A 22,825-nucleotide genomic window follows, 5' to 3' on the forward strand; every position below is an offset into this window, starting at 1 on the left:
GACATCATGCATCACAGCCAGATCAACAGCGACATCCGCAACCTGATCACTGAAGGCACCGTGATACCGGCGCATCCGCTCGCACTCACTGCTGCGCGCCAGCTCGACAAGACGCACCAGCGTGCGCTGACGCGCTATTACATCGACGCCGGCTCAGGCGGCCTAGCGGTCGGCGTGCACACCACGCAGTTCGCGATCCGAGACGTCGGTCTCTACCGTCCGGTGCTCGAGCTCGCCGCCGAGACCGCGGCGAGCTGGACCAAGCGACCGCTGGCGATGGTCGCAGGCCTCGCGGGTCCGACAAGACAGGCGGTTACCGAAGCCCGCACCGCGCGCGACATCGGCTATCATGCCGGCCTCCTCAGCCTCGCCGCGATGAAGAGCGCCTCCGAGGACGAGATCATCGCGCACTGCACGACGGTCGCCGCCGAGATCCCGCTGGTCGGCTTCTATCTTCAGCCGGCCGTCGGCGGCGTCATCCTCTCCGCCCGGTTCTGGCAGCGCTTCGCCTCGATCGACAACGTCATCGCGATCAAGATCGCGCCGTTCAACCGCTATCGCACCCTCGACGTCCTGCGCGGCGTCGCGGCCGCGGGCGCGCTCGACCGCGTCGCGCTCTACACCGGTAATGACGACCACATCCTGCTCGACCTGATGCTTCCGTTCGATCTGCGCGACAACGGCGTCACCACGCGCACCTACTTCAAGGGCGGTCTGCTCGGCCATTGGTCGGTGTGGACGGCGAGCGCGATCAAGCAGTTCGAACGCTGCAAGGCGGCGCGGCACAAGGATAGCGTGCCGGCCGACCTGCTGGCGCTCGATGCCCGCGTCACCGACTGCAACAGCGCCTTCTTCGACGTCGCCAACAATTTCCACGGCTGCATCGCCGGCTGCCATGAAGTGCTGCGGCGCCAGGGCCTGATGCAAGGCCTGTGGTGCCTCGATCCGGACGAGGGCCTCAGCCCGGGTCAGAAAGAGGAGATCGACCGCGTCTATCGCGCGCACGCCGACCTCAGCGACGATGCCTTCGTCGCCGCGAATCGGGACAAGTGGCTGGCATGAGCCCAGCCCCCTTCATCAGCCTGCAGGGCGTCCGCAAGGTCTATCGCAGCGGCGGCGCCGAGTTTCTGGCCGTGTCGGACGTCACCATGGACGTGCAGGAAGGCGAGCTGGTCTCGCTGGTCGGCCCGTCGGGCTGCGGCAAGACCACGGTGATGAAGATCCTGGCTGGCCTGCACGGCGCCGACGGCGGCACGGTGAAGATCGGGAACGCCAAGAGCCCGTTCGATCCGAGCCGCGACATCGGCATGGTGTTCCAGCAGGCCTTGCTGCTGAAATGGCGGACGATCCTGGACAACGTGCTGTTGCCGGCCGAGATCGTCGGCCTGCCGATGAAGGCTGCGCGCGAGCGGGCGCGCGGCCTGCTCAACCTGGTCGGGCTCACCGGCTTCGAGCAGAAATATCCGCAGCAGCTGTCCGGGGGCATGCAGCAGCGCACCGCGATCGCGCGCGCCTTCATTCACGACCCAAAGCTGATCCTGATGGACGAGCCGTTCGGCGCGCTGGACGCGCTGACGCGCGAGCAGATGAATCTGGAGATGCTGCGGATCTGGCGGGAGAGCGGCAAGACCATCGTCTTCGTCACGCATTCGATCCAGGAGGCGGTGTTCCTGTCGTCGCATTGCGCGGTGCTGACGGCGGGACCGGCGAAGATGGCCGACTATTTCCCGATCGACCTGCCCTTCCCGCGCGACCTTCCGCTCAAGACGACCGATGCGTTCGGCGCCTATGCAAGGCGCATCTATGCGAAGCTGGGTCTGGGCGCGGTGTGAGGCGCCACACGACAGGTGCCGTAGGGTGGGCAAAGCGGAGCGTGCCCACCAATTCTATGAAACGCGGGGCAGTCGTGGGCACGGCGCAAGCGCGCCTTTGCCCACCCTACGAGAGCCGGGCGCGGCGTTGTCACCGCGCCCTCCTCACAATCAGCTCTTGTTGCGCATCTTGCTGAGCAGATAGTTGTCGTAGAAGTTCTCCGCGATCTGCGTATAGAACAGCAGCTCCCTCATATACGCGTCGTGGCTGTCCTTGGTCCGCTTGAACAGGTCGCTCTTGGCAGCGAGCTCGTTCAGATGGTCCTGGGTCGCGTTGTAGCAGGCCTCCAGCACCGGTTGCGGGAACGCCTTCAGCTCCGCGCCGTTGGCGATCAGCCGCTTCAGCGCCGCCGGATTCACGCTGTCGTATTTCTCGAGCATCCAGGCGCCGGCCGCCGAGGCGGCCTGGTTGACGATGGCCTGATACTGCTTCGGCAGCGATGCCCATTTCTCATCATTGACGATCATGTGCAGCATCGCGCCGCCCTCCCACCAGCCGGGGAAGTAGTAGTACTTGGCGACCTTCTGAAAGCCGAGCTTCTCGTCGTCATAGGGGCCGACGAATTCGGCTGCGTCGATCGAGCCCTTCTCCAGTGCCGAATAGACGTCGCCGCCCGCGAGCTGCTGCGGCACGATGCCGAGCCGTGCCAGCACATGGCCGCCCATGCCGGCGATGCGGAATTTGAGGCCCTTGAGATCGTCGACGGTCTTGATCTCCTTGCGGAACCAGCCGCCCATCTGGGTGCCCGAATTGCCGCAGAGGATGGCGTGCGCCTTGAACGGTTTCAGCGCCTCGTTGGTGAGGTCGGCGCCGCCACCGAAGTGCCACCACGATTCCTGATGGCGATGGTTCATGCCGAACGGCGCGCCGGTGGCATAGGCCAGCGCTGGCTCCTTGCCGATGTAGAAATAGAGCGGCGTCTGCGCCATCTCGACGGACGCGACGCTGACGGCATCGAGCGCCTGGAGACCGGGAACGAGCTCGCCTGCCGCGAAGGTCTGGATCTGAAATTTGTTGTCGGTGGCCTCGGCGACGTATTTCGCGAAGGTCTGCGCCGTGCCGTAGATGGTGTCGAGCGACTTCGGGAAGCTCGACGTCAGGCGCCATTTGATCTCCGGCGCGCTCTGCGCGATCGCAGGTGCGGCAACCAGCGTCGTCGCGCCGGCAACCGCGCCGCCCTGGAGGAATGTACGGCGTTTCATGATGGGTCTCTCCCTGAACTAAATTTCAAACATATGGGCTTGCGGCGACGATCTTCGCGGACCGTTTGCCCGTTCCCAAAGCAGAGTTCAAGATGCGCGAGGACAAGATGCGCGAGGACATGGGTCCCGGATGACGCTGCGCTCCCGCCGGGCAACGAGACTGTAAGCTGAAAGGCTTCAGAGCAGCTTGGCGCTGACGAACAGCGCGCGCACGGCGTTGGTCGCCTGCACCGCCAGCATCGCGTTACCGGCTGCGCCTTCCAGAGCCTCGACGGCGTCCTCGTGCAGGGAGCGGAATTCCATCCATTCGACCGACTTGAAGTTGGTGAGGAATTGATAGGCCTGACCGACGGTCGCGATCGCCAACGTGTCGCCGTTCAGCTTGATCTTGAACGTCGTACGCAGCGGGGTCTCGGAACTTGATGGATCACTCATAGGCTGCTTCTGGACGATGACGGCTTAACGAAGGGGAAACGGCAGCCCCGCCGCAGCAGGCGAATATCAGGAGTCGGTGCTGGCGCGCTGCGAGGCAGTCGCAGATCCGCTCAAGCTCGGCACCACGACCAGGCGGTTGAACTCGCCATTGTCGTAAGCCTTGAGGAAGCGATCATAGTCCTTGATCGAGACGCAGCCGTTGGAATCGCCGCGCGGCCCGAGCATGTAATTGTGGGTGAGAAGGCCGACGCGGCCGAGCGCGCTTGTGCCATCGGTGGGCGTCAGGCGCAGCGCGCGGACACCGTGGAACAGCTTTTCGCGCGGCTTCAGGTCGTAGGTTGCGGGTGGAGTCGCGCCGACCATGCGCTGGTCGACATGATTGGGGTCGTCCATCAGCGCGCCCATGCCGGAATGGGCTTCCAGCGCGACGCCGCTCGGCAGGTAAAGCGCCTTGGCCTTAATGTCATAGACCGCCGTCCGCGAATCGTAGCCGAGGGCGGCCAGATCCGGCGCCTTGCCGAACAGGCCGTCGCCGGGCGTCAGCGAGGCCAGCCTGATCTTGTCGGTGAATTTTTCGAAGAAGTTGCGGTTGTCGACCCTTGGGTTGGTCTCGGCATAGGCTTGGCTGGACGCGATCTGGGCGGAGAAGTCCGCCTGCGTCGGGCGCGAGCGCGGCATCGGGATGGCGTCGGCACGCTGCGACGGCCGCGTCTCGTCAACCACGTGCCGGTCGTCATCGGTCAGGGTCGAGCGCCAATCGTCGCCCTGGAGCTTCTGGGCGAGCATCGCCTTGGCATCGCGGAGCTTGAGCTGGACCGCACTCAGGGCGGAACGCTCCATCGTCCGCAGGCCAAGCTCGCGGGCGGGCGGATTGCCGGACGCCGACGCGAAACGGTCCTCGAAAGACGGGCTATTGGCCGGCGGCAGTGCAGCGGTGACCAGCGGGGTCGTGTCGCCGATATCGACAACCCAGGCAGCAGCCCCCAGCGCCAGCGCGACGGCGGCCAGAGACAGCAGAACTCTCTCGGCTCGCCCGACACGGCGGCGCGACAACAGCCTCTCGGCATGTGCTGCGTCGGAAACCATCAGATCCCCAAATCGACCCCCGGGGGGCCCAACCCCCGCCCGGAGACTCTATACCAGCTACCACATTGGGAGCCAAAAGTTAGGCATAATCGCGGCCGGCAAGGCCCTCCAAGGTATCCAATGACCGATCCTTTCGATCTAGAGCGCTTCGTAACGGCCCAGAACACGGTTTTTCGCGACGTCCAGGGGGAGCTGGCCCGGGGCCGGAAGCAGACTCACTGGATGTGGTTCGTCTTCCCACAAATCGCGGGCCTCGGCTTCAGCGCCATGTCGCAGCGCTACGCCATCGGCTCGCGGGCGGAGGCGAAGGCCTATCTCGCGCACCCCGTCCTCGGTCCGCGCCTGGTCGAATGCACCCGCCTCGTGCTCGCCGTCGACGGGCGAACCATCAACGCCATCCTCGGTGCGCCTGACGATGCCAAATTCCGCTCGTCGATGACGCTGTTCGGCGCGGTCTCCGATGAGCCGGTTTTCGGCGAGGCACTCGCCCGCTATTTCGCCGGCGAGCGCGACGCCGCAACGCTGGAGATCCTGTCGAAGCTGGATCGGCAAGCTCCACGTTGATCAACGTCCCTGGAAGATGGCGGCACGACGCTCGATGAAGGACTGAATGCCTTCCTTCGCGTCCGCGCTGCCGAGCACGCGGGCACGGATCTCCGGAATGTAGGCGATCGCCGCCGCCTCGCCGCCTTCGACGTACTTGGCCGCCGCTTCCTTGGTGACCTGGATGCCGAGCGGCGCATTGCGCGCGATGATGGCGGCAAGCGCCATCGCACGCTCGACCTGCTCGCCTGCGGGCACGACCTCCTGGACGAGACCGATCGCGTGGGCCCGCTCGGCCGAAAATTCGTCGCACAGGAACAGATGGTACATCGCGTCGCCCCAGCCGGCGCGCGACAGGAAGCGGAAATGCGCTCCGCCAAGCGGCGCGATGCCGCGCTTGGATTCCATCTGGCAGAAGCGCGCATCCGCGGCGGTCACCACGATGTCGCCGGCGAGCATCAGCTCGATGCCGATGGTGAACACGATGCCCTGCACGGCGGTGATAACAGGCTTGCGGCAGCGCTTGGCAAGGCCAAACGGATCGACATTGCCTTCCCGGATGTTGCGCTTCTCTGCGGTGGGCCCGAAGAATTTCGGCATGTCGAGACCTGCGGTGAAGTCCCTGCCCTCGGCGCAGATCAAGCCGACGCGGTAGGCATCGTTATTGTGCAACTCGGTCAGCGCATCGGACAATTGCTCCATCATCACCGGCGTGAACGCGTTCTTCTTCGCGGCATTGTCGATGAGGATCTTGAGAACATGGCCGTGCACCTCGGTGCGGATCTGTCCCTCGCTCATGTGTGTCTCTCCATGATTGTCGTTCGGTGTCGGCGGGCGTCAGGCCGACGGCTGAATCGCCCCGCGGATCGCCTTGATCCGCTCCGGCGTGAACACGCCGGATTCGAGCAGTTGAAGGATCGAGAGCACGCCACCCCGCGATCCCCAGCTTCCCTCGTCGATGACCTCGAGATTGACCCACCAGGTGGGCGCCGGCGTCTGCATGCCGCAGGCCTCCGCGAGCCGCGCGAGCACGTTGCGGATCACCTCGGCGCGCACCTCCGCCGGCCAGGCCGCGTTCATCACCGCAATCCTGACGGTGATGATGTCGCGCGGGCTGTGCTGATCGGACAGGAGCTGGCCGCCGATCGCCATGCAATCAGCCGCCAAGTCGTGGAAATGGACCTGAAAGCCCATTCGCGCGGCCGCCACGTGCTGGCCGATCTCAGGCTCGAGCACGGCATCGGTCAGGCTTTCCGCGAGGCGGCGGCGCTGGGTCAGGCTGAGCCGGCCCGCAGGCGCGGTCACGGTAATGATGGTCAAAAGGCGCCCTCCAAAAGAATTATGACGATCGTCATATCTCAGTCCCGCTTGCTTATGTCAAGCGTCATAGTCTAGATCAGAACGCCGACCACGGGATTTCCCATGACCTCCACTACCCGCGACAAGATGATCGCCGGCGCCGCCGATTTGATGAGCCGCCGCGGCGTCAACGCCACCAGCATGCGCGACGTCGTCCGCCATACGGCGACGCCGCGCGGCTCAATCAGTCACCACTTTCCGGACGGTAAGCGGCAGTTGATCGCCGAGGCCGTGACCTTCGCCGGCAGGGAGGTCGCTACTCCTCTGGAGAAAGCCATGCGCGATCGCGGCGTGATCGACGGCCTGCGGGCCTTCGTCGCGTCCTGGCGCCGCCGGCTCGAGGCGACCGGCTTCAAGGCCGGATGTCCGGTGCTCGCGGTCGCCGTCGATGGCTATGTCGGGGAGGCCTCCGACAAGGACGATGAGGCGGCGCAGCAGCATCTGCTCGACCTCGCCGACGGGGTGTTCGCCGAGTGGCGGCAAATCATGCGCGCAGCCTTGCTGCGCGAAGGGCTGGCCCCAGAGCGCGCCGAGCGGCTAGCGACACTCGTCGTCGCCGCGATCGAAGGCACGGTCGCCATGTGCCGCGCCAACCGCAGTGCCGATGCGCTCGATCAGGTTCAAGAGGAACTGGAGACGGTGCTGGACGCCGCCCTCGCCCGCACCAACGGATAGATTGGAGACGCACCGTGGACCTTTCCCGACAGCGCGAACTCGCCCGTCATCTCGCCAAATTGCGCCGCGAGGGCCGGCAACAAAGCGGCCTCGAAGAACGGCTGGTACCGCCGGATGCAGACACGGCGTACCACGTTGCACGGATGGTGGAAGAGGAATTGGGCTGGGATGTCGTCGGCTGGAAGATCGCCGGCATGAAGCCCGGACTCCAGCGCCAGCTCCGCATCTCTTCGCCGATCTATGGGCGAGTGTTCGCGCCTCTGATCAAGAGCTCGCCCGCCAGCGTCGAGCACGCCAGGCAATGCAGCCCGATACCGGAAGTCGAGTATCAGGCACGTCTCGGCGCCGACCTGCCACCGCGCGCGAAGCCCTATGCGGTGGGTGAGGTCGGCGACGCCGTCGCCTCGTTGCATCCCGGCATCGAGCTAGCGGAGTGCCGCTTCGTTCACGATGCGGCATTTCCCGCAATGCCGGCGATCATGGCGGACGGCTCTGGATCGGGAACGATCGTGCTCGGAGAGCCCATCACCGACTGGCGCAACCGCGACATCGCCAATCAGGACGTCATCCTCAATTGCAATGGCGCCGAGAGGCGCCGCGGCTCCGCTGCAGAGGCGATTGACCATCCGCTGGTGCCGCTGACCTGGCTTGCCAACGAGCTGTCGCGGACAGGCATCGGTCTCAAGGCCGGCCAGACGATCAGCACGGGCACGCTGACTGGCATGCTGCGGCCGAAGGCTGGCGAAACCTACGTTGCCGATTTTGGTCCGCTGGGATCGGTAAGCGCGACCTACAGTTGAGAGGGCGCCATCGGCCTGAGCGTAAACCCGAGATTAACACGGGCATCCTAACTTCCGGAGAATATCTTTCTCCCCGCGCCAATTGCCGGACAGATCATGAAAATCGGTACGCTCCTGACCACCGCCATCGTCTCGCTCACGACCGTGGGCGGCGGCCTCGCCGTCTATGTTGCCGTGACCAAGTACCAGACGATGGAGCGGATCAGCGAGGCGCAAGGCCGCCTGGCGATCGTCCGCGCTGCCAGCGACATCCCGCGCTATCTCAACCCCGAGCGCGGCTTTTCCACCAACATCCTCTACGGCCCTGCCACCATCGACCCTGCGCTGCTCGCCGAACAGGACAAGCTGCGCAAGCAGACCGACGGCGCCCGCGACAGGATGAACGCGCTGCGCAAGGAGCTGCCCGGCTCGTTCGACGACGGCAACACCATCGGCAGCAACATCGATGGCATCAATGCGAAATTCACCGCCTTGCGCGAGGCCATCGACAAGGCGCTCACCGGGCCGGCGGAGGCCCGCAAGGACGCGGCCAAGAAGATCGTCACCGACAATGCCGTGCTCAACAGCGGCGTGACCGCGCTGCTGAACGAGCAGGTCCGCCGCATGGCGATCCTGAACGGTGATGCCTACCGGCAGGCCAGCTACGCCAATACCGCCATGACGTTGCGCGACGTCGGCGGCTTCAACTCCAGCCTGCACAAGAACCTCGTCGGTGGCAAGAAGCCGGCGACCGACGCCGAGAAGGCCGACATCGGCCGCTCGCAGGGCCGCAACGACCAGCTCGTGATGGCACTACTGGAGTTGCGCGGCAATCCGGCAACGCCGGCGAACGTCGGCGCTGCGCTCGAAAAGTTCAATTCGATCTATGTCGAGGAATTTGGCCGCGAGCTCAAGCTCGTCAAGGACGGCGCGGTCAGCGGCAAGTACGAACACGACATGGACACCTATTACGCCGCCACGCAGCGCGGCCTCAGCACCATCATCGAGGTCCGCGACGCGTTCTACGATAATGCCGAGCAGATCCTCGCCGGCGCCTCCTCGGCCGCGCGCACCAGCTTCACCATCGCGCTTGCAGGCCTTGCCGCCGTGCTCGTCGCGAGCGTCGGCCTCATCGGGATGGTTCGCCGCCGCGTCTGCGCGCCGATCGTCAGCCTGACGAGCCGGATGTCGCGGCTTGCCGAGGGCGAGGTTGCCGAAAGTATCCCCGGCGCCGCGCGCTCCGACGAGATCGGGGCGATGGCTGCCGCCGTCCAGGTCTTCAAGGACAACATGATCCGGGCCGACCGGCTCGCGGCCGAGAAGCAGGCCGAGAATGACGGCAAGATGCGCCGCGCCCAGGCGCTCGACGAGCTCACCCGCGCGTTCGAGGCCAAGGTCACCGAGCTCGTCGGCGGCCTGTCCCGGGCCTCCTCGACCATGGAAAGCACCGCACAGTCGATGACCTCGACGGCGGCCCAGACCAACAGCCAGGCCGCGGTCGTCGCCACAGCGTCGGAGCAGACCTCGACCAACGTGCAGACCGTCGCCAGCGCCACCGAAGAGCTGACCTCCTCGATCTCCGAGATCGGCCGTCAGGTCGCACAATCCACCGAGATCGCGGCCCGCGCCGTCGAGAACGCCCGCCGCACCGGCGACACCGCACGCACCCTCGCCGAGGGCGCGCAGAAGATCGGCGACGTCGTCACGCTGATCCAGAGCATTGCCGAGCAGACCAATCTTCTGGCGCTGAACGCGACCATCGAGGCCGCCCGCGCCGGCGAGGCCGGCCGCGGCTTTGCCGTGGTCGCCTCCGAAGTGAAATCGCTGGCGGGCCAGACTGCCAAGGCCACCACCGAGATCTCCGAGCAGATCACGGCGATCCAGAGCGCGAGCGACGAAACCGTGGCCGCGATCCGCAACGTCGCCGACGTCATCGGCGAGATCGACCAGATCGGCACCGCGATCGCCGCGGCGATCGAGGAACAGGGCTCGGCGACCAAGGAGATCGCCCGCAGCGTCCAGGAGGCCGCCCGCGGCACCCAGGAGGTCAACACCAACATCGCAGGCGTGCAGCGCGCCGCCGACGACACCGGCGCAGCTGCAAGGGAAGTGCTCGGCGCCGCCGAGCAGCTCTCGACCCAGTCGCGCGATCTCGCCGGCCAGTTCGACCGCTTCCTCGGCGAGGTCAGGGCGGCGTAACGAGCCTCAGTAAGGCGGCGCCTTGCGCGCCCGCTGCGCCTTCGCCGCCTCGATCCACCAGGTGAGATCGTCGGCAAAGCGCGGGAACGAGCGCTCCAGGGCCTTGCCGCCATCACCGATCGGCTCGCCCTCGGCCGACAGCGTCTGCGCGATCGGGCCGACGCCGATGGTGCTGGACACCACCACCATGCCCATCTCCGACAGCGTGCCGTGCCAGGCGGTGGCGGCGCGCGCGCCCGAGAAGCGGCCGGCCGAATAGCTCACGATCGCGGCCGGACGCCAGAACCACTCTTCGAGGAAGTGGTCGGTGAGATTCTTGAGGCCGGGCTGGATACCCCAATTGTATTCGCCGGTGACGAAGACAAATCCGTCGGCGCCGCGGATCTGTCCAGCCAGAATCTCCAGCGCTTCAGGTGCCGAACCCTTCGGATACTCCTTGTACATGCGGTCGAGCATCGGCAGGCCGATCGCCTTGGCGTCGATGAAGGTGACATCGTCGCCGCGCGCGCGCAGCCGATTGATGACGAAATTCGCAAGGCGGATGCCCATGCGGTCGGAACGGTAGGAACCGTAGAGGACGAGGATGCGATTGCTCATGGCCGGACGGTAGCACAAACCGGCGTCCGGCCCTACTCGATCCGTCAACTATCGCCCGCGTCCGCGCTCCAGCGTTTGCGACGGCGTCTCGCCAAACTGGTCGCGGTAACTTCGGGAGAAGTCGCTGAGATGCCAGAAGCCGAACGCAAGAGCCACCACCTTGACGCTGTCGGCGCCGGCGAGCAGCCGCCGGCGCACCAGCCACAGCCGACGCAGGCGCAAGTAACGGTGCAGGCTCATGCCGCGATAGCGGCGGATGACGTCGTGCATGGTGCGGACGGACAGTCCGAGCTTGCGGGCAATCTCCTCGCTGTAGATCGGCTGGGAGAGGTCATCGGACAGTAGCGCACTGATATCCCGGAACATCCTGAAGTTCCGCTCGTTATTGGGGCGCAGCGTCCAGCGGACCGAAACGACATCTCCCAACACGTGGTCGACGGCCGCAAGCAGGGATTCCTTCATTGCTCTTGCCTTGACCGGGAGATCTGACGCCTCGACGGGCTCTGAGGCCGCGGCCAGTACCTCACGCACCACACGGCGCAGCCGGTCCAGGCCAGCGGCACTCGTTTCGAAAATCTTGAAGCTCTGGGAAGCTCTGGGCCAGCCGCGGTCCCTCACCTCCGGGCTGAAAATCACTGAGGCGATTTGCCGCTGCACCTCCTCGATGACGGTGTAGGCCGCACCGCCGCTGCCAATGACCACGACTGGACGTGCACGTTGCGAGCCATTGAAGCGAATGGGGACGTTGAGGTCGTCCATCGTGAAGCCGATCGCCGTGCAATTCCCGACGAGCTGTGCATCAACGACCCGGGGAAACGCGCGCGTCAAATTCACGTCGCACCCGGGCAACGACAGAATTGTCTGCTCAGACGAAATCTTCCGTACGAAAGGCGTGAACACGAAATTCAGCCCGCGTATGGCGCTTCGAAATTCGTCGACATCTGAAAAACGAAATGTCTTGAGTGCCAGCCTGGGCACATCATCAATGCTGTTCATGAAAATACGAAACCCGGCGTCGCAATCGACGCGCATTTGGCAACGGTGCCGATCCGCTCCCCCTTTTTGGTTTTCGTCGGACCTGAAGAATCAATCCTAACGTGTCCTGATCAATTGGGAAGAGTCCAACTGAAAGGACAAGCCCGGACGTCGAGCCTTGCCGAATTTCGATAGCATTTCCCGAAATGCCGCGGCGCATTAACACCTGGGATTTAATTATCAAAATTAAAAATTAACACCTTTGAGGCCCAATAAAGCTCGTTAAATTGTATAGCTATTTTATTTCAGGCTCCTGCCATGATGGCAAATTCGCCTGCTGATATTTTGGTCGAGTTGGAGGATGCGGTCGCAACTTGCCCGCTGGACCGCTGCGCTCGCATCCTCGAAGGCATTTTGCAGCTGCTCACCGGCAGCCGCGACCGGCCTCAGGAATTGCTGGCCAGTGTGGTCGACGGCGTCCTGCTTCGATTGACGGAGCGAGTCGAGGCCAGCGCATTGATTCAACTCGGCGCGGCGCTTGCCGAGCTCAAAGTGGCTCCGCCGAAGACCCTGCAACGTCTTGCCTTACACGACAATCCCGGCGTGGCCTGCCCCGTTCTGCTCAAATCGCAGGCGCTCTCCACGTCCGATCTCGAAACAATCGCGATTTCGAGTGGCGAACCGCAGCAACTCGCGATTGCTGTCCGAGCGCGCATCGAACCCCGATTGACCGAGACGCTCATCAAGCGCGGCGGCCGCTCCGTTCACCTTGCGCTGATCAGTAACGCAGGGGCACGGTTCTCCGATGCCGCCTACGTCGCGCTCGTTGAGACGTGTGCAAGCGATGACGAACTCACGAAGGCCCTGGCGCTCAGACCAGGCACGCCAGATCCGGTCCTGCGGAAGTTGCTGCCGGCCTCGCCGGCCCCCGACGCTCGCGCGGAGCCAAAGGCTTCCACCGTCTCGTGTCCTCGAGCGGCAGCGCCGATCGTGCCCAAGCTGCCTAGCGCGGCCGCCTATGCAAGCGCACGGCCGGAGATCGTCGCGCTCAACCGCATCGGCAAGCTCAACGATTCTGCGGTGAACCGCTTCGCGATCCGTGGCGAGACCGCCAATTTGTTCACCGCCTTGTCGGTGCTTTCGGGGACCCCCATCGAGATCGTCGAGCACGTCATGACCGACGGCGATTGCGAGGGCCTGGTGATGGCCTGCCGGGCGTCGCGGCTGAACTGGCAGACCACGCTTGCCATCCTGAGCAACCGCAGCGGCACCAGGCTTTCCTTTGCCGAGCGCGAACGCGCACAACACGTTTTCGAGACGCTGCTTCTGTCGACCAGTCAGTGGACGGTGCGGTGGGGGGAAATCGCCGCAAGCGTCAAGGAGAGCAGTCGGCGAGATCGCGGCGCAAAAACGGGGGGAGCCGATGAAGTTCGACGGCCGCAAGGCGGCGCGCGTGCGGATGGACCACAGGCAGGCCGTCAATCTGATGGGCTCTGACGGCACATGGCGGCGCAGCTGCGTTCTGCTCGACGTGTCGCAGACAGGCGCAAAGGTCGAGGTCGAGGGCACGCTGGACGTGCTGCAGGCCAAGGAATTCTTCATGCTGCTGTCGTCGACCGGGCTCGCCTATCGGCGCTGCGAGCTGGTCTGGATCGATGGCACCACGGCCGGCATTCACTTCGTCACCGCTGATGGCAAAAAGAAGCCGGCGAGCGCACCCTCGGCCGCTACGCAGACCGTCGCCCGGAGCAAATAGGCCAACAATTCATCCCAATTATTGCAATCCACGATAGTCCAGGTCGAGCCGTGCAGGACGCGCGAACCATCCTCAGCCCCGTCAACGCGGACGGCATCCGCGAGAAGGAAGCGGCCCGTTCCTTCGTGCATGTGCTGGCGGATACGTCCGAAAGGCTGGCCGGCGTCTGCACGATCCTTGAGGACCGTTTCGCCGTCGCCGGCGAACGGCTGGACGCCGAAGCCAAGCTGTCGCAGGTGCCCGCCGCCATCGTCATCCGCGCGGACCTGCGCGACGTCGACAATATCGCTGCCCTCAAGAGACGGGCTGGCAAGCTCGCCAAGGCGAAGAAGCGGATATTTCTCCTCGAGCACAGCTCTCACGTCGGTATCTCGCAAGCCTACGCGCTCGGGGCGACGCACGTCCTGTCCGGTACGATCAACCGGCCCAAACTACTGTCTGCGCTGTGCGATCCGGCGGATCCGTCCTCCGCCGCGCCGGGCGAGATGGCACGGTCCGACAACGCGGTCGAGGCCGCGGCAACCGCGATCGCCTCGATGTTTACGGCCGTCACCCTTGGCCAGCCCCTCGACGTCGATGGCACCAAGGAGGCCGGCCGCCAGATCGCCGACCGCATAACTCAGCGAGGCCTTTCGGAATGGCTCACGACGGTGCGGCGCCATCACGAGGGAACCTATCAGCACTGCCTGCTCGTGACCGGCGTCGCCATCGACTTCGGCCTGAGCCTCGGTGTCGGAAGAGCCGATCTGGAGCGCCTCTACTCGGCGGCCATGTTCCACGACATCGGCAAGGCGCAGATCCCGCTCGCCATTCTCGACAAGCCGGGCCGCCTCGATGCGGAGGAACGTGCCCTGATCGAGACCCATCCGGCCGCTGGCCATGAGTTTCTAAAGGGCCACGACAAGATTTCGCCGGAGATCCTCGATGCCGTTCGCCATCATCACGAATATCTCGACGGGAGCGGCTATCCCGATGCGCTCTGCGCCGAGAGCATCGGCGACGTCGTAAGGATTCTCACGATCTCCGACATCTTCGCAGCGCTGATCGAGTACCGGCATTACAAGCCCACCATGCCTCGTGCGGAAGCCTACGACGTCCTCTGCGGGATGAGCGGAAAATTGGAAAAAGTGCTGGTGACCTCGTTCAGGCAGGTCGCGCTCACGCGATAAGGCCGGCGGCTGGCGATGGCCGCGAAGCGAGCCCCGGCTAATGCGTGGCGCGATGGCTGGCGCGGTGCGGGATGGACCGGCAGGCCAGCCCATCGGCCAGCAGTTTCATGTCCTCATGCCGGCCGCTGCGAATCAGCCGGCCGAACTCTTCGGGTGTGAAAGGAAGACTTGGATCAGCATCGATGGGGCGCCGCAGCCGCGGGCCGAAGAACCATCGAACCAGGCTAGCCAGCCGCCGCATGTCAATTCCCTCGCGCCAGCAACAAACCTATCACGAGGCTTATTGTTCCTCCCGCATTTTCGAGATTGCAAGAGCCTGCGAACGACTCCGCACCAAAAAAATTTTGCGAGAGAATAATCTCCTCTTCATCGTCCTAATCGGCAAAACCCACGTAGCGCACGAACTCTTCGTTATGCTCGCGGTCCGAGCGAACGGCGTTTGCGGCAAAGTCGTCGTCGGGATAGCCCATCGCGACGCAGGTCATGATCACCTCGTCCTCCGGAATTTTCGCGACCTCGCGCACGATGTCGGAGCGCAGGTGGCCCCGCCGATCATCTCGTCCATGTTGCGGCGGCGGACCTCCTCGAGCGGGCTGCCGGTCAGCACATGAACATGCCAGGGCTGGGTGTTCATCGACGACGGCGCACGCTTGGCGCTCTCGATGATCGCCTCGATCACCGTGCGCGGCACCGACTCGTTCCTGAAGCCGCGCACGCTCCGGCGCGACTGGACCAGCGTTTCGAATTCCACCTCGTGGACTTCCCTGCCCTTCATCCATCGGCGTGACGACACGGCCGGTTGCCGATGCGGCGCGCAGAATCTATGCTCACTCGCAAGCAAGACCAAGAACCCTGGAGGAGCTGCCATGGCCGCGCCACTCGATCCCGTCATCGCCCAGATCATTCCGCTCATGCCGATGCGCGATCCCACGGTCATGACGCCACAGAGCGCCCGCGATTCCTTGCGCGCACTGGCTGCCTCGCGCGCCGCCATCCCGCCGCCGCCCGTCGACAGCGTCGAGGATATCAAGGTGAAAGGCGGCGCCGGCCCGCTTCCTGCGCGCGTCTATCGGATCGGCAGCACGCCCGCGCCAACCGTGGTGTTCTTCCACGGTGGCGGCTGGGTCGCGGGCGACCTAGAGACCCATGACCGGCAGGCGCGCAACCTTGCGATCGAGACCGGCGCCGTCGTCATCTCCGTCGACTATCGCCGCCCGCCGGAGACTCGCTTTCCGGGCGCGTTCGAGGACGCCTTCGCCGCCGTGAGTGATATCTTCGACCGCGTCGCGGAATTTGGCGGCGAGGCAAAACGCCTCGGCGTTGCCGGCGACAGCGCCGGCGGCAATCTCGCCGCGACCACTGCGATCGCCTGCCGCGATGCTGGCATCAAGCTCGCCGCACAATTGCTGGTCTACCCCGTGACCGACGTCCTCGGCGCTTACGCCGACGCGCGCGAGAACGCGCGCTATCCTTCGCGCGCCGAGAATGCCGAGGGCTACTTTCTGACGCGTGCCACGATGGAATGGTTTTGCGGCCATTATCTCGCCGATGCCAACCACGCCCTTGACTGGCGCGTCTCGCCGCTGCGGGCCGCCTCACTTGCGGGCCTCGCACCCGCGGTCGTGACCACCGCCTGGTTCGATCCCCTGCGCGACGAGGGCGCTGCCTATGCGCGGGCGCTGGAGGCCGCCGGCGTGCGGGTCAAGCATCACGAGGGCCCGGGCCTGATCCACGGCTATTTTGGCATGGGCGACGCCTCGGACGTCGCGCGTGCCGAGGCGCAGCGCGCGCGAGCCGACTTCAAGGCCCTGCTCGCGCGCGGCGTTTGAGCCCGTCGGCCAGCCATCAGGACGTGGCAGCCGGCAGCTCGAAGAAGCCGGTCGCCTGAACCAGGCGGCCATCTGCACCAAAGCGCCCAAAACTCTCGCCCTTGACGAAGACGCGGCCGGTGCCGTCGTACATGGTCCAGCGGAAAAGCGCCTGCTCGTGGTGTTCGAGGAAGCTGTCGTTCCTGAAGCAGGCGCCCGGAAATTTTAGCTGCGTCTGCCCGATGCGGGCCATCAAGGCTTCCCGCCCCGCCACCTGCGAGCCCGGATCTGTGTAGACGCAATCCGCGGCCACGCTCTGTTCGAGCAGCCGACGCCGCTCGCTTTCCCCAACGGGCCCCCATGCGGCCTGATAGGCGTTCCACGTCTTTAGTCGCGCTTCGTCGTTCATCTCGCAACACCCTCTTGGTTCGCCGGATTATGACAAGTTGACAATTATCGAAATTTTGTCAAGATGCGAACGATTGATGGGGAGACCATGGTTCAATCCCGCGCCTCGAAAGAACAGCTTGCCGTCGCGGCCGCGACCGAGGTCTTTTCGCGCTACGGCTATGCCCGCACGACGATGGGCGACATCGCCTCTGAGGCGGGGATATCGCGACCCGCGCTCTACCTGCTCTTCCCCGACAAGGACGCGGTGTTCGCGGCAGTCATCCGGGGAATGGACGAGCAGAAGCATCGCGAGATCAGGGCCGCGATCGCCCGCCTCGACGGGCTTCACGCCAAGCTGCTCCACGCCTGCAAATCCTGGGGATGCCATGGCTTCGACCTGGTCGAGGCGCATCCGGATTCGGCCGATCTCTTCGACCTCCGCTTCCCCGCAGTCAGACAGGTCTATGACAATTTCCAGTCCCTGGTCGTCGAGCTCATCGGAGATCAGGTGCGGTCTGCAAGGGGAGCAGACGAGCCCGAAGTTTTGGCGCGCTGCCTCGTGTTCGGCATGCGCGGACTGCGGGAAACGGCCAGGAGCGGCAAGGAGATGCGGCGCCTGATCGCCGTTCAGGTCGCCATGCTCGTCAGAAGCATCGGCGGCACGACGTGAGCCGTGCCGAACCGCCTATCACGCGCTCCGCGCCCGCTGCGCCGCCGTGTGTCCCCAGGTTTCGTCCCAGTCCTGACCGGCGGCGTCGACCACGCGGCCGTCGGCTTCGAAGAACTTGTTCGGCACCTGGAAGATCGCCAGGATCAGGGCCCCGTCCGGGCACCAGGCGGCATGCCGGCTGCCTGCCTCGCGCCAGATGAATTCGCCGGCCTTGCAGGCGATGCCCCTGGCCGGCCCCTCCTTGTCGACGAGCGTGCCTTCGATGACCCAGCTCTGCTCGATGCCGACATGCTCGTGATCGGGCAGCACCGATCCCGGCGCAAACCGCATCAAGGCGGTCATCAGGCCGGTGCGGCGATCGAACAGCAGCGTCTTCGCCTCGCAGCCGGGAAAGCGCGTCGTCTGCCAATCCATGTCTTGAGGCCGAACCAGATGCGAATGCTGATCGGCGGCTTCCTGGCGTTTCGGGATCACGGCGTCCATCACGATGCTTCCGGCTAAGCTGGCCAAGCCTAGCAGCATTGCCCGCCGTGGTCAGCGAGCAGTGCAACAGGAAGCGAGCCTGGCCGACTCCGCTTGGAAAAAATCGCCAGCCGGACCGGCAGGCCCTCATCCAGCTTGATTGCGCCACGATTCCCGGTTCCAATCTCGCCGCCATTTCTGGCTGACGGAGACACCCATGATGAAGCGGATTTTCCTGGCTGCGATCGTTGCCACCTTTGCAGCGGGCTCGGCCTTCGCGCAAGAAACCTGCGAGAGCAAGGCGGTCGGCAAGGACGGTAAGCCGCTGGCCGGCGCCGCCAAGACCTCGTTCATGAAGAAGTGCAAAGCCGACGCCTGCGCGCCCAAGGCCGTCAGCGCCGACGGCAAGCCCCTCGCCGGCGCCGCCAAGAACAGTTTTATGAAGAAGTGCGAAGTCGGCGCGTAAGGCGCTTTGCATTCGCTGCTGGTTAGCGAGCAATCGCTCCACGAACTCCGTCATGCCCGGGCTTGTCCCGGGCATCCACGTTCTTCGTGGCGCTTGAAAGTTCGTGGATGGCCGGGACAAGCCCGGCCATGACGATGCGGAGACACTTCATTCCCGCTTGAACTTGTAATCAAACGCATCGCCCAGCGGCCTGATCAGCCCCACCGTCGGCGCCGGGAAATGAACCGGCAAGATCAGCGTGTCCGTGTCCGCCACGGAGGCGAAGAATTTTCGCCGCGAGAGCGCCGACTGCTTCGGGTCCCAATCCGGCTTCGCCGACCAGTCTGGCTCGCGGCACTGGATCTGGTGATGCATGAGGTCGCCCGCGACCACCGCGCGCTGGCCCTTCGAAAAAATGTTCACGCAGCAATGACAGGGCGAATGCCCCGGCGTCGGCGTCAGCGTGATGGTGTCGTCGAGCGCGTAACCATCGTCGACCAGCAGCGCCTGCCCGGCCTCGACGATCGGCAGGCAATTGTCGCGAAACACCGTACCGGGCGGATTGCAGCCCTTGGCGTTCTCCGCCTCCCAGGCCGCATACTCCCCCCTGTGAAAGACGTATTTCGCGTTTGGAAACGTCGGCACCCAGCGTCCGTCGCGCAACGTCGTGTTCCAGCCGGTGTGATCGATATGCAGATGCGTGCAGAACACGTAGGCGATCTGCTCAAATCCGATGCCGAGCGCGAACAGCTCATTGCGCCAGCGCTCCTTGCCGGGAAAATCGAACGGCGGCGGATGACCCTTGTCCTCGCCGGTGCAGGTGTCCACGAGGATCGTATAACGCGGCGTGCGCACCACAAAAGTCTGGTAGGTGATCACCATCATGCCGCGTGCGGCGTCAAAGACCTCCGGCTCCATCGTCGGCAGATGACGGGCGAACACGCCCTCGTCATAGGCCGGGAAGAAATCCTGCGGCCGCCGCCACGGCCCTTCCCGCTCGATCACGGCGTCGATGGTGATGTCTCCGATCCGGAGTTGCTGCATCGCCGTTTCACTCCCTTTTTTGCAGGAGCGTAGCGACTGGCATGGGGCCGTTCAAGCGGTGCGATGCGGACAGCGCCCCTGCGAAACGATCGCCGCAAATCAACCTCAAATACCACTGAGGGTGATCGCGGAATTGGGAATCATCTGTGGGCTGGAAACTCAAATTCGCGACGACAGCCATCATCGCCGTCGCGGCAGGCGTCTACATCAACAACACCAGCCTTCTGGCGCCGCATCAGGGCGGCAAGCCGGTGCTGCTTGCCCATCGCGGCATGGCGCAACGCTTCGATGAGCGCGATGTGAAGAACGACACCTGCACCGCCGCGCGGATGTTGCCGCCGACCCACGATTATCTCGATAACACCATTCCATCGATGCGCGCCGGTTTTGACGCCGGCGCCGACGTGGTCGAGATCGACGTGCATCCGACGACCGACGGCGAATTCGCCGTGTTCCACGACTGGACGCTCGACTGCCGTACCGACGGCCACGGCGTCACGCGCGAGCAGAGCATGGCGAAGCTGAAAATGCTCGATATCGGCTACGGCTACACCGCCGACGGCGGCAAGACCTTCCCCTTCCGCGGCAAGGGGATTGGAATGATGCCGACATTGTCCGAGGTGTTGGCCACCTTCCCTGACAAGAAACTCCTCATCAACGTGAAGAGCCGAGACCCGAACGAAGGCGAGACACTTGCCGGCGTGCTGAATGCGCTGCCGGCCGAGCGGCGCCGCGCGGTCATGGTTTATGGCGGCGACGAGCCCATCGAGGCGATCCGTCGCCTCACCCCCGACGTACGCACGATCTCGCGTGCGGCGATCCGGAGCTGCCTGATCCGTTATATCGGCTATGGCTGGACCGGCCTGGTCCCGGCGGCCTGCCGCAACGCGATGGTGCTGGTGCCGATCAACGCCGCACCCTGGCTATGGGGCTGGCCCGATCGCTTCCTCGCACGCATGAACGGCGTCAACAGCGCGGTGTTCGTGCTCGGTCCCTACAGCGGCGGAGAGTTCTCCACCGGCATCGATACGCCGGAAGCGTTCGCGCAGTTGCCGCAAGACTATTCCGGCGGCATCTGGACCAACGAGATCGAGGCCATCGCCAAGATTGCGGGCAAGGTTGCGGGAAAGAGCAGAGATTAGCTCCGCAACCCCGGCGCCTCCTGCCCGGTGCGCGCGACATATTCCGTGTAGCCGCCGCCGAACTGATGGATGCCTTCCGGCGTCAGCTCCAGCACCCGGTTCGACAACGTCGCCAGAAAATGCCGGTCATGCGAGACGAACAGCATGGTGCCCTCGAAATCCGAAAGCGCCGTGATCAGCATCTCCTTGGTGGCGAGGTCGAGGTGGTTGGTCGGCTCGTCCAGCACCAGGAAGTTCGGTGGGTCGAACAGCATCTTGGCCATCACGAGGCGCGCCTTCTCGCCGCCCGAGAGCACGCGGCAGCGCTTCTCGACATCGTCGCCGGAGAAGCCGAAGCAGCCGGCGAGCGCGCGCAAGGAGCCCTGCCCCGCGGTCGGAAACGCGTATTCGAGCGACTGAAACACCGTCTGCTCGCCGTCGAGCAGGTCCATCGCGTGCTGGGCGAAATAGCCCATCTTGACGCTGCCGCCGACCGCCACCGTGCCCTGGTCCGGCTCGCTCGCGCCCGCGACGAGCTTGAGCAGCGTCGACTTGCCGGCGCCGTTGACGCCCATCACGCACCAGCGCTCCCTGCGCCGGATCATGAAATCGAGCCCGTCATAGATGCGCTTGGCTCCGTAGCCCTTGTGCACGTTCTTGAGCGCCACGACGTCCTCGCCCGAGCGCGGTGCCGGCGGAAAGTCGAACGCCACGCTCTGGCGGCGGCGCGGCGGCTCGACCCGCTCGATCTTGTCGAGCTTCTTCACCCGGCTCTGCACCTGAGCGGCATGAGAGGCGCGCGCCTTGAAGCGCTCGATGAACTTGATCTCCTTGGCGAGCATGGCCTGCTGGCGCTCGAACTGCGCCTGCTGCTGCTTCTCGTTCTGCGCCCGCTGCTGCTCGTAGAATTCGTAATCGCCGGTATAGGTGGTGAGCGAGCCGCTATCGATCTCGATCACCTTGGAGATCACGCGGTTGATGAACTCGCGGTCATGCGAGGTCATCAGCAGCGTGCCTTCGTAGTCGTGCAGGAATTTTTCCAGCCAGATCAGGCTTTCGAGATCGAGATGGTTGCTCGGCTCGTCGAGCAGCATGACGTCGGGGCGCATCAAAAGAATACGCGCCAACGCGACGCGCATCTTCCAGCCGCCGGAGAGTTTTCCGACGTCGCCGTCCATCGTCTCCTGACTGAAGCCGAGGCCGGACAGCGCTTCGCGCGCGCGGCCGTCGAGCGCATAGCCGTCGAGCTCCTCGAAACGGTGCTGCACCTCGCCGTAGCGGGTGATGATCTCGTCCATCTGGTCGGCTTTGTCAGGGTCGGCCATGGCGGCCTCGAGCTCGCGCAGCTCGGCCGCGACCTCGCTGACGGGACCGGCCCCGTCCATCACCTCGGCCACGGCACTGCGGCCAGACATCTCGCCGACGTCCTGGTTGAAATAGCCGATGGTGATGCCGCGATCGGTCGAAACCTGTCCCTCGTCGGGCAGTTCCTCACCGGCGATCATCCGGAACAGCGTGGTCTTGCCGGCACCGTTCGGCCCGACGAGGCCGATCTTCTCGCCCTTGTTGAGGGCGGCAGAGGCTTCAATGAACAGGATCTGGTGGCCGGCTTGCTTGCTGACGTTGTCGAGGCGGATCATGAGTATCTTTTGGGGGATTTTTGCGTTGCAGCGTCTTAGGCCATGCGGGCCCCCAGGGGAAGCCCGGCGGGGTACGGATCCGCCCTGCCGGGTGCCAATTCCGTCCTTTCACCCCGCAGCCTGGGGCCCATAAACCTCGACCGTCCGCATCATTGCCATCTCCTCTGAGTTTGGAGGCGACATGATCGGCTCGCCGCGCCGAAATTGGTTGCGGGCTGGATGCGACCTCGAACGTCACTCGGCCGATTTGTCTTGCTTGTGGCGGAAGGGATCGGCGCTGTCATCGTGACCGCTGCGGCTGCTGAAGAACATCAGCGCCATCAGTCCGCATCCGATCAGCAAGGAGAAAAATGTGCCAAGGCCTAGCGCGATCCAGCCGTGCTTGCCGATCTCGACCCCGCTGCTGGCATTCCATACCGAAACGGCCCAGACCCCGGTCAAGATCAGGATCATTGCCAAAACGGCGAGCAGGAGGATCTGGCCCTTGCTGATGCGTTCCATGGTCACGCCTCCTGACTGCTTCCCGGACCAACAAGCTGCGCTAGAGGCCGTTCCTCGACGCGTCGAGAGCAACTTCCGCCTCGGGCATCGGCGTCAT

Annotated in this window: 26 protein-coding genes and 1 pseudogene; 13 read left to right on the forward strand and 14 right to left on the reverse strand. The window is 64.7% G+C overall.

The window, feature by feature from the left end; all coding sequences use genetic code 11:
- The first annotated feature begins 6 nt into the window (after positions 1–6).
- Both CIT37_RS22515 and CIT37_RS22520 read left to right on the forward strand, forming a co-directional pair.
- Positions 7–1,062 (forward strand): dihydrodipicolinate synthase family protein, encoded by a 1,056-nt coding sequence (locus CIT37_RS22515; protein ID WP_095424269.1) that lies wholly within the window; start codon positions 7–9, stop codon positions 1,060–1,062.
- The gene (locus CIT37_RS22520) at positions 1,059–1,832 is read left to right on the forward strand and encodes an ABC transporter ATP-binding protein (protein WP_173015852.1); all 774 of its coding nucleotides are present in this window, start codon (positions 1,059–1,061) and stop codon (positions 1,830–1,832) included. Before CIT37_RS22515 ends, CIT37_RS22520 begins: the two co-directional genes overlap by 4 nt.
- Before the next feature lie 150 nt (positions 1,833–1,982).
- On the opposite strand, the gene CIT37_RS22525 is transcribed toward CIT37_RS22520, so the two are convergent.
- The 3 genes from CIT37_RS22525 to CIT37_RS22535 all read right to left on the reverse strand — a co-directional run bounded on the left by CIT37_RS22525 (position 1,983) and on the right by CIT37_RS22535 (position 4,526).
- Positions 1,983–3,074 carry a TRAP transporter substrate-binding protein gene (locus CIT37_RS22525; RefSeq protein WP_095424271.1) on the reverse strand — a complete coding sequence of 364 codons (1,092 nt, stop codon included), beginning with the start codon at positions 3,072–3,074 and terminating at the stop codon, positions 1,983–1,985.
- Between the two features lie 177 nt (positions 3,075–3,251).
- The gene (locus CIT37_RS22530; RefSeq protein ID WP_018322933.1) at positions 3,252–3,509 is read right to left on the reverse strand and encodes a hypothetical protein; all 258 of its coding nucleotides are present in this window, start codon (positions 3,507–3,509) and stop codon (positions 3,252–3,254) included.
- A gap of 66 nt (positions 3,510–3,575) precedes the next feature.
- On the reverse strand, positions 3,576–4,526 hold the full coding sequence (locus tag CIT37_RS22535) for a DUF2778 domain-containing protein (protein ID WP_028144917.1): 951 nt from the start codon (positions 4,524–4,526) through the stop codon (positions 3,576–3,578).
- A 189-nt stretch (positions 4,527–4,715) separates the two neighbouring features.
- Between CIT37_RS22535 and CIT37_RS22540 the strand changes: the two genes are divergently transcribed.
- Positions 4,716–5,159, forward strand: a complete 444-nt coding sequence (locus CIT37_RS22540) for a DUF1810 domain-containing protein (RefSeq protein ID WP_038946590.1) — start codon at positions 4,716–4,718, stop codon at positions 5,157–5,159.
- Here the strand turns inward: CIT37_RS22540 and CIT37_RS22545 are convergent, their stop codons facing one another.
- Both CIT37_RS22545 and CIT37_RS22550 read right to left on the reverse strand, forming a co-directional pair.
- Positions 5,160–5,936: a crotonase/enoyl-CoA hydratase family protein gene (locus CIT37_RS22545; protein ID WP_095424272.1), complete on the reverse strand. Its 777-nt coding sequence runs from the start codon at positions 5,934–5,936 to the stop codon at positions 5,160–5,162.
- 39 nt (positions 5,937–5,975) lie between these two features.
- Positions 5,976–6,458, reverse strand: coding sequence for a tautomerase family protein (locus CIT37_RS22550; RefSeq protein ID WP_028144920.1), 483 nt, complete (start codon positions 6,456–6,458; stop codon positions 5,976–5,978).
- Between the two features lie 102 nt (positions 6,459–6,560).
- Here CIT37_RS22550 and CIT37_RS22555 point away from each other — a divergent pair, with 102 nt between their 5' ends.
- The 3 genes from CIT37_RS22555 (at position 6,561) to CIT37_RS22565 (ending at position 10,150) form a co-directional block, all read left to right on the forward strand.
- The gene (locus CIT37_RS22555) at positions 6,561–7,172 is read left to right on the forward strand and encodes a TetR/AcrR family transcriptional regulator (RefSeq protein WP_095424273.1); all 612 of its coding nucleotides are present in this window, start codon (positions 6,561–6,563) and stop codon (positions 7,170–7,172) included.
- Between the two features lie 14 nt (positions 7,173–7,186).
- A complete protein-coding gene (locus CIT37_RS22560; RefSeq protein WP_038946587.1) occupies positions 7,187–7,972 on the forward strand; it encodes a 2-keto-4-pentenoate hydratase in 786 nt (261 codons plus the stop codon).
- A 96-nt stretch (positions 7,973–8,068) separates the two neighbouring features.
- Positions 8,069–10,150, forward strand: a complete 2,082-nt coding sequence (locus CIT37_RS22565; protein WP_095424274.1) for a methyl-accepting chemotaxis protein — start codon at positions 8,069–8,071, stop codon at positions 10,148–10,150.
- A 6-nt stretch (positions 10,151–10,156) separates the two neighbouring features.
- Here CIT37_RS22565 and CIT37_RS22570 read toward each other — a convergent pair whose 3' ends face one another.
- Together CIT37_RS22570 and CIT37_RS22575 are read right to left on the reverse strand one after the other, a co-directional pair.
- On the reverse strand, positions 10,157–10,747 hold the full coding sequence (locus CIT37_RS22570) for an NADPH-dependent FMN reductase (RefSeq protein ID WP_028144924.1): 591 nt from the start codon (positions 10,745–10,747) through the stop codon (positions 10,157–10,159).
- Between the two features lie 48 nt (positions 10,748–10,795).
- Positions 10,796–11,743 carry an AraC family transcriptional regulator gene (locus tag CIT37_RS22575; RefSeq protein WP_095424326.1) on the reverse strand — a complete coding sequence of 316 codons (948 nt, stop codon included), beginning with the start codon at positions 11,741–11,743 and terminating at the stop codon, positions 10,796–10,798.
- 297 nt (positions 11,744–12,040) lie between these two features.
- On the opposite strand from CIT37_RS22575, the gene CIT37_RS22580 reads away from it, so the two are divergent.
- Genes CIT37_RS22580 through CIT37_RS22590 form a run of 3 tightly spaced genes read left to right on the forward strand, consistent with a single transcriptional unit; the run spans position 12,041 to position 14,647 of the window.
- Positions 12,041–13,219, forward strand: a complete 1,179-nt coding sequence (locus CIT37_RS22580; RefSeq protein WP_334262506.1) for a DUF2336 domain-containing protein — start codon at positions 12,041–12,043, stop codon at positions 13,217–13,219.
- Positions 13,146–13,478 carry a PilZ domain-containing protein gene (locus CIT37_RS22585; RefSeq protein WP_028144927.1) on the forward strand — a complete coding sequence of 111 codons (333 nt, stop codon included), beginning with the start codon at positions 13,146–13,148 and terminating at the stop codon, positions 13,476–13,478. The genes CIT37_RS22580 and CIT37_RS22585 overlap by 74 nt, the downstream gene beginning before the upstream one ends.
- A gap of 50 nt (positions 13,479–13,528) precedes the next feature.
- Positions 13,529–14,647 carry an HD-GYP domain-containing protein gene (locus CIT37_RS22590; RefSeq protein ID WP_028144928.1) on the forward strand — a complete coding sequence of 373 codons (1,119 nt, stop codon included), beginning with the start codon at positions 13,529–13,531 and terminating at the stop codon, positions 14,645–14,647.
- Between the two features lie 37 nt (positions 14,648–14,684).
- On the opposite strand, the gene CIT37_RS22595 is transcribed toward CIT37_RS22590, so the two are convergent.
- Together CIT37_RS22595 and CIT37_RS22600 are read right to left on the reverse strand one after the other, a co-directional pair.
- Complete coding sequence (locus CIT37_RS22595) at positions 14,685–14,888, reverse strand: hypothetical protein (protein ID WP_018322924.1); 204 nt, start codon at positions 14,886–14,888, stop codon at positions 14,685–14,687.
- 133 nt (positions 14,889–15,021) lie between these two features.
- Positions 15,022–15,398: pseudogene (locus CIT37_RS22600) on the reverse strand (nitroreductase).
- A gap of 115 nt (positions 15,399–15,513) precedes the next feature.
- On the opposite strand from CIT37_RS22600, the gene CIT37_RS22605 reads away from it, so the two are divergent.
- On the forward strand, positions 15,514–16,476 hold the full coding sequence (locus CIT37_RS22605; RefSeq protein ID WP_038946583.1) for an alpha/beta hydrolase: 963 nt from the start codon (positions 15,514–15,516) through the stop codon (positions 16,474–16,476).
- Between the two features lie 16 nt (positions 16,477–16,492).
- On the opposite strand, the gene CIT37_RS22610 is transcribed toward CIT37_RS22605, so the two are convergent.
- Positions 16,493–16,864: a nuclear transport factor 2 family protein gene (locus tag CIT37_RS22610; protein ID WP_028144931.1), complete on the reverse strand. Its 372-nt coding sequence runs from the start codon at positions 16,862–16,864 to the stop codon at positions 16,493–16,495.
- Between the two features lie 87 nt (positions 16,865–16,951).
- On the opposite strand from CIT37_RS22610, the gene CIT37_RS22615 reads away from it, so the two are divergent.
- A complete protein-coding gene (locus tag CIT37_RS22615) occupies positions 16,952–17,515 on the forward strand; it encodes a TetR/AcrR family transcriptional regulator (protein ID WP_038946582.1) in 564 nt (187 codons plus the stop codon).
- Positions 17,516–17,533: 18 nt separating this feature from the next.
- On the opposite strand, the gene CIT37_RS22620 is transcribed toward CIT37_RS22615, so the two are convergent.
- The gene (locus CIT37_RS22620) at positions 17,534–17,998 is read right to left on the reverse strand and encodes a cupin domain-containing protein (protein ID WP_038946581.1); all 465 of its coding nucleotides are present in this window, start codon (positions 17,996–17,998) and stop codon (positions 17,534–17,536) included.
- A gap of 196 nt (positions 17,999–18,194) precedes the next feature.
- On the opposite strand from CIT37_RS22620, the gene CIT37_RS22625 reads away from it, so the two are divergent.
- Positions 18,195–18,443 (forward strand): hypothetical protein, encoded by a 249-nt coding sequence (locus tag CIT37_RS22625; RefSeq protein ID WP_049806443.1) that lies wholly within the window; start codon positions 18,195–18,197, stop codon positions 18,441–18,443.
- Between the two features lie 147 nt (positions 18,444–18,590).
- On the opposite strand, the gene CIT37_RS22630 is transcribed toward CIT37_RS22625, so the two are convergent.
- Positions 18,591–19,466: an MBL fold metallo-hydrolase gene (locus CIT37_RS22630; RefSeq protein WP_028144934.1), complete on the reverse strand. Its 876-nt coding sequence runs from the start codon at positions 19,464–19,466 to the stop codon at positions 18,591–18,593.
- A gap of 146 nt (positions 19,467–19,612) precedes the next feature.
- Between CIT37_RS22630 and CIT37_RS22635 the strand changes: the two genes are divergently transcribed.
- Complete coding sequence (locus tag CIT37_RS22635) at positions 19,613–20,608, forward strand: glycerophosphodiester phosphodiesterase family protein (RefSeq protein WP_038946578.1); 996 nt, start codon at positions 19,613–19,615, stop codon at positions 20,606–20,608.
- On the opposite strand, the gene CIT37_RS22640 is transcribed toward CIT37_RS22635, so the two are convergent.
- Complete coding sequence (locus CIT37_RS22640) at positions 20,605–22,227, reverse strand: ABC-F family ATP-binding cassette domain-containing protein (RefSeq protein WP_095424275.1); 1,623 nt, start codon at positions 22,225–22,227, stop codon at positions 20,605–20,607. The two genes, CIT37_RS22635 and CIT37_RS22640, sit on opposite strands and share 4 nt — an antisense overlap.
- Before the next feature lie 234 nt (positions 22,228–22,461).
- Positions 22,462–22,728, reverse strand: a complete 267-nt coding sequence (locus CIT37_RS22645; protein WP_028144937.1) for a hypothetical protein — start codon at positions 22,726–22,728, stop codon at positions 22,462–22,464.
- Positions 22,729–22,825 lie beyond the last annotated feature (97 nt).

It is taken from the genome of Bradyrhizobium ottawaense, assembly GCF_002278135.3.
GTDB lineage: Bacteria > Pseudomonadota > Alphaproteobacteria > Rhizobiales > Xanthobacteraceae > Bradyrhizobium > Bradyrhizobium ottawaense.

Excerpts from the sequence above, each read along its gene's own strand:
- CIT37_RS22515 (WP_095424269.1), top strand. The coding sequence starts at position 7 with ATGCATCACAGCCAGATCAACAGCGACATCCGCAACCTGATCACTGAA.
- CIT37_RS22520 (WP_173015852.1), top strand. The coding sequence starts at position 1,059 with ATGAGCCCAGCCCCCTTCATCAGCCTGCAGGGCGTCCGCAAGGTCTAT.
- CIT37_RS22525 (WP_095424271.1), bottom strand. The coding sequence starts at position 3,074 with ATGAAACGCCGTACATTCCTCCAGGGCGGCGCGGTTGCCGGCGCGACG.
- CIT37_RS22530 (WP_018322933.1), bottom strand. The coding sequence starts at position 3,509 with ATGAGTGATCCATCAAGTTCCGAGACCCCGCTGCGTACGACGTTCAAG.
- CIT37_RS22540 (WP_038946590.1), top strand. The coding sequence starts at position 4,716 with ATGACCGATCCTTTCGATCTAGAGCGCTTCGTAACGGCCCAGAACACG.
- CIT37_RS22545 (WP_095424272.1), bottom strand. The coding sequence starts at position 5,936 with ATGAGCGAGGGACAGATCCGCACCGAGGTGCACGGCCATGTTCTCAAG.
- CIT37_RS22555 (WP_095424273.1), top strand. The coding sequence starts at position 6,561 with ATGACCTCCACTACCCGCGACAAGATGATCGCCGGCGCCGCCGATTTG.
- CIT37_RS22565 (WP_095424274.1), top strand. The coding sequence starts at position 8,069 with ATGAAAATCGGTACGCTCCTGACCACCGCCATCGTCTCGCTCACGACC.
- CIT37_RS22570 (WP_028144924.1), bottom strand. The coding sequence starts at position 10,747 with ATGAGCAATCGCATCCTCGTCCTCTACGGTTCCTACCGTTCCGACCGC.
- CIT37_RS22575 (WP_095424326.1), bottom strand. The coding sequence starts at position 11,743 with ATGAACAGCATTGATGATGTGCCCAGGCTGGCACTCAAGACATTTCGT.
- CIT37_RS22580 (WP_334262506.1), top strand. The coding sequence starts at position 12,041 with ATGATGGCAAATTCGCCTGCTGATATTTTGGTCGAGTTGGAGGATGCG.
- CIT37_RS22585 (WP_028144927.1), top strand. The coding sequence starts at position 13,146 with ATGAAGTTCGACGGCCGCAAGGCGGCGCGCGTGCGGATGGACCACAGG.
- CIT37_RS22595 (WP_018322924.1), bottom strand. The coding sequence starts at position 14,888 with ATGCGGCGGCTGGCTAGCCTGGTTCGATGGTTCTTCGGCCCGCGGCTG.
- CIT37_RS22605 (WP_038946583.1), top strand. The coding sequence starts at position 15,514 with ATGGCCGCGCCACTCGATCCCGTCATCGCCCAGATCATTCCGCTCATG.
- CIT37_RS22610 (WP_028144931.1), bottom strand. The coding sequence starts at position 16,864 with ATGAACGACGAAGCGCGACTAAAGACGTGGAACGCCTATCAGGCCGCA.
- CIT37_RS22615 (WP_038946582.1), top strand. The coding sequence starts at position 16,952 with ATGGTTCAATCCCGCGCCTCGAAAGAACAGCTTGCCGTCGCGGCCGCG.
- CIT37_RS22620 (WP_038946581.1), bottom strand. The coding sequence starts at position 17,998 with ATGGACGCCGTGATCCCGAAACGCCAGGAAGCCGCCGATCAGCATTCG.
- CIT37_RS22625 (WP_049806443.1), top strand. The coding sequence starts at position 18,195 with ATGATGAAGCGGATTTTCCTGGCTGCGATCGTTGCCACCTTTGCAGCG.
- CIT37_RS22630 (WP_028144934.1), bottom strand. The coding sequence starts at position 19,466 with ATGCAGCAACTCCGGATCGGAGACATCACCATCGACGCCGTGATCGAG.
- CIT37_RS22640 (WP_095424275.1), bottom strand. The coding sequence starts at position 22,227 with ATGATCCGCCTCGACAACGTCAGCAAGCAAGCCGGCCACCAGATCCTG.
- CIT37_RS22645 (WP_028144937.1), bottom strand. The coding sequence starts at position 22,728 with ATGGAACGCATCAGCAAGGGCCAGATCCTCCTGCTCGCCGTTTTGGCA.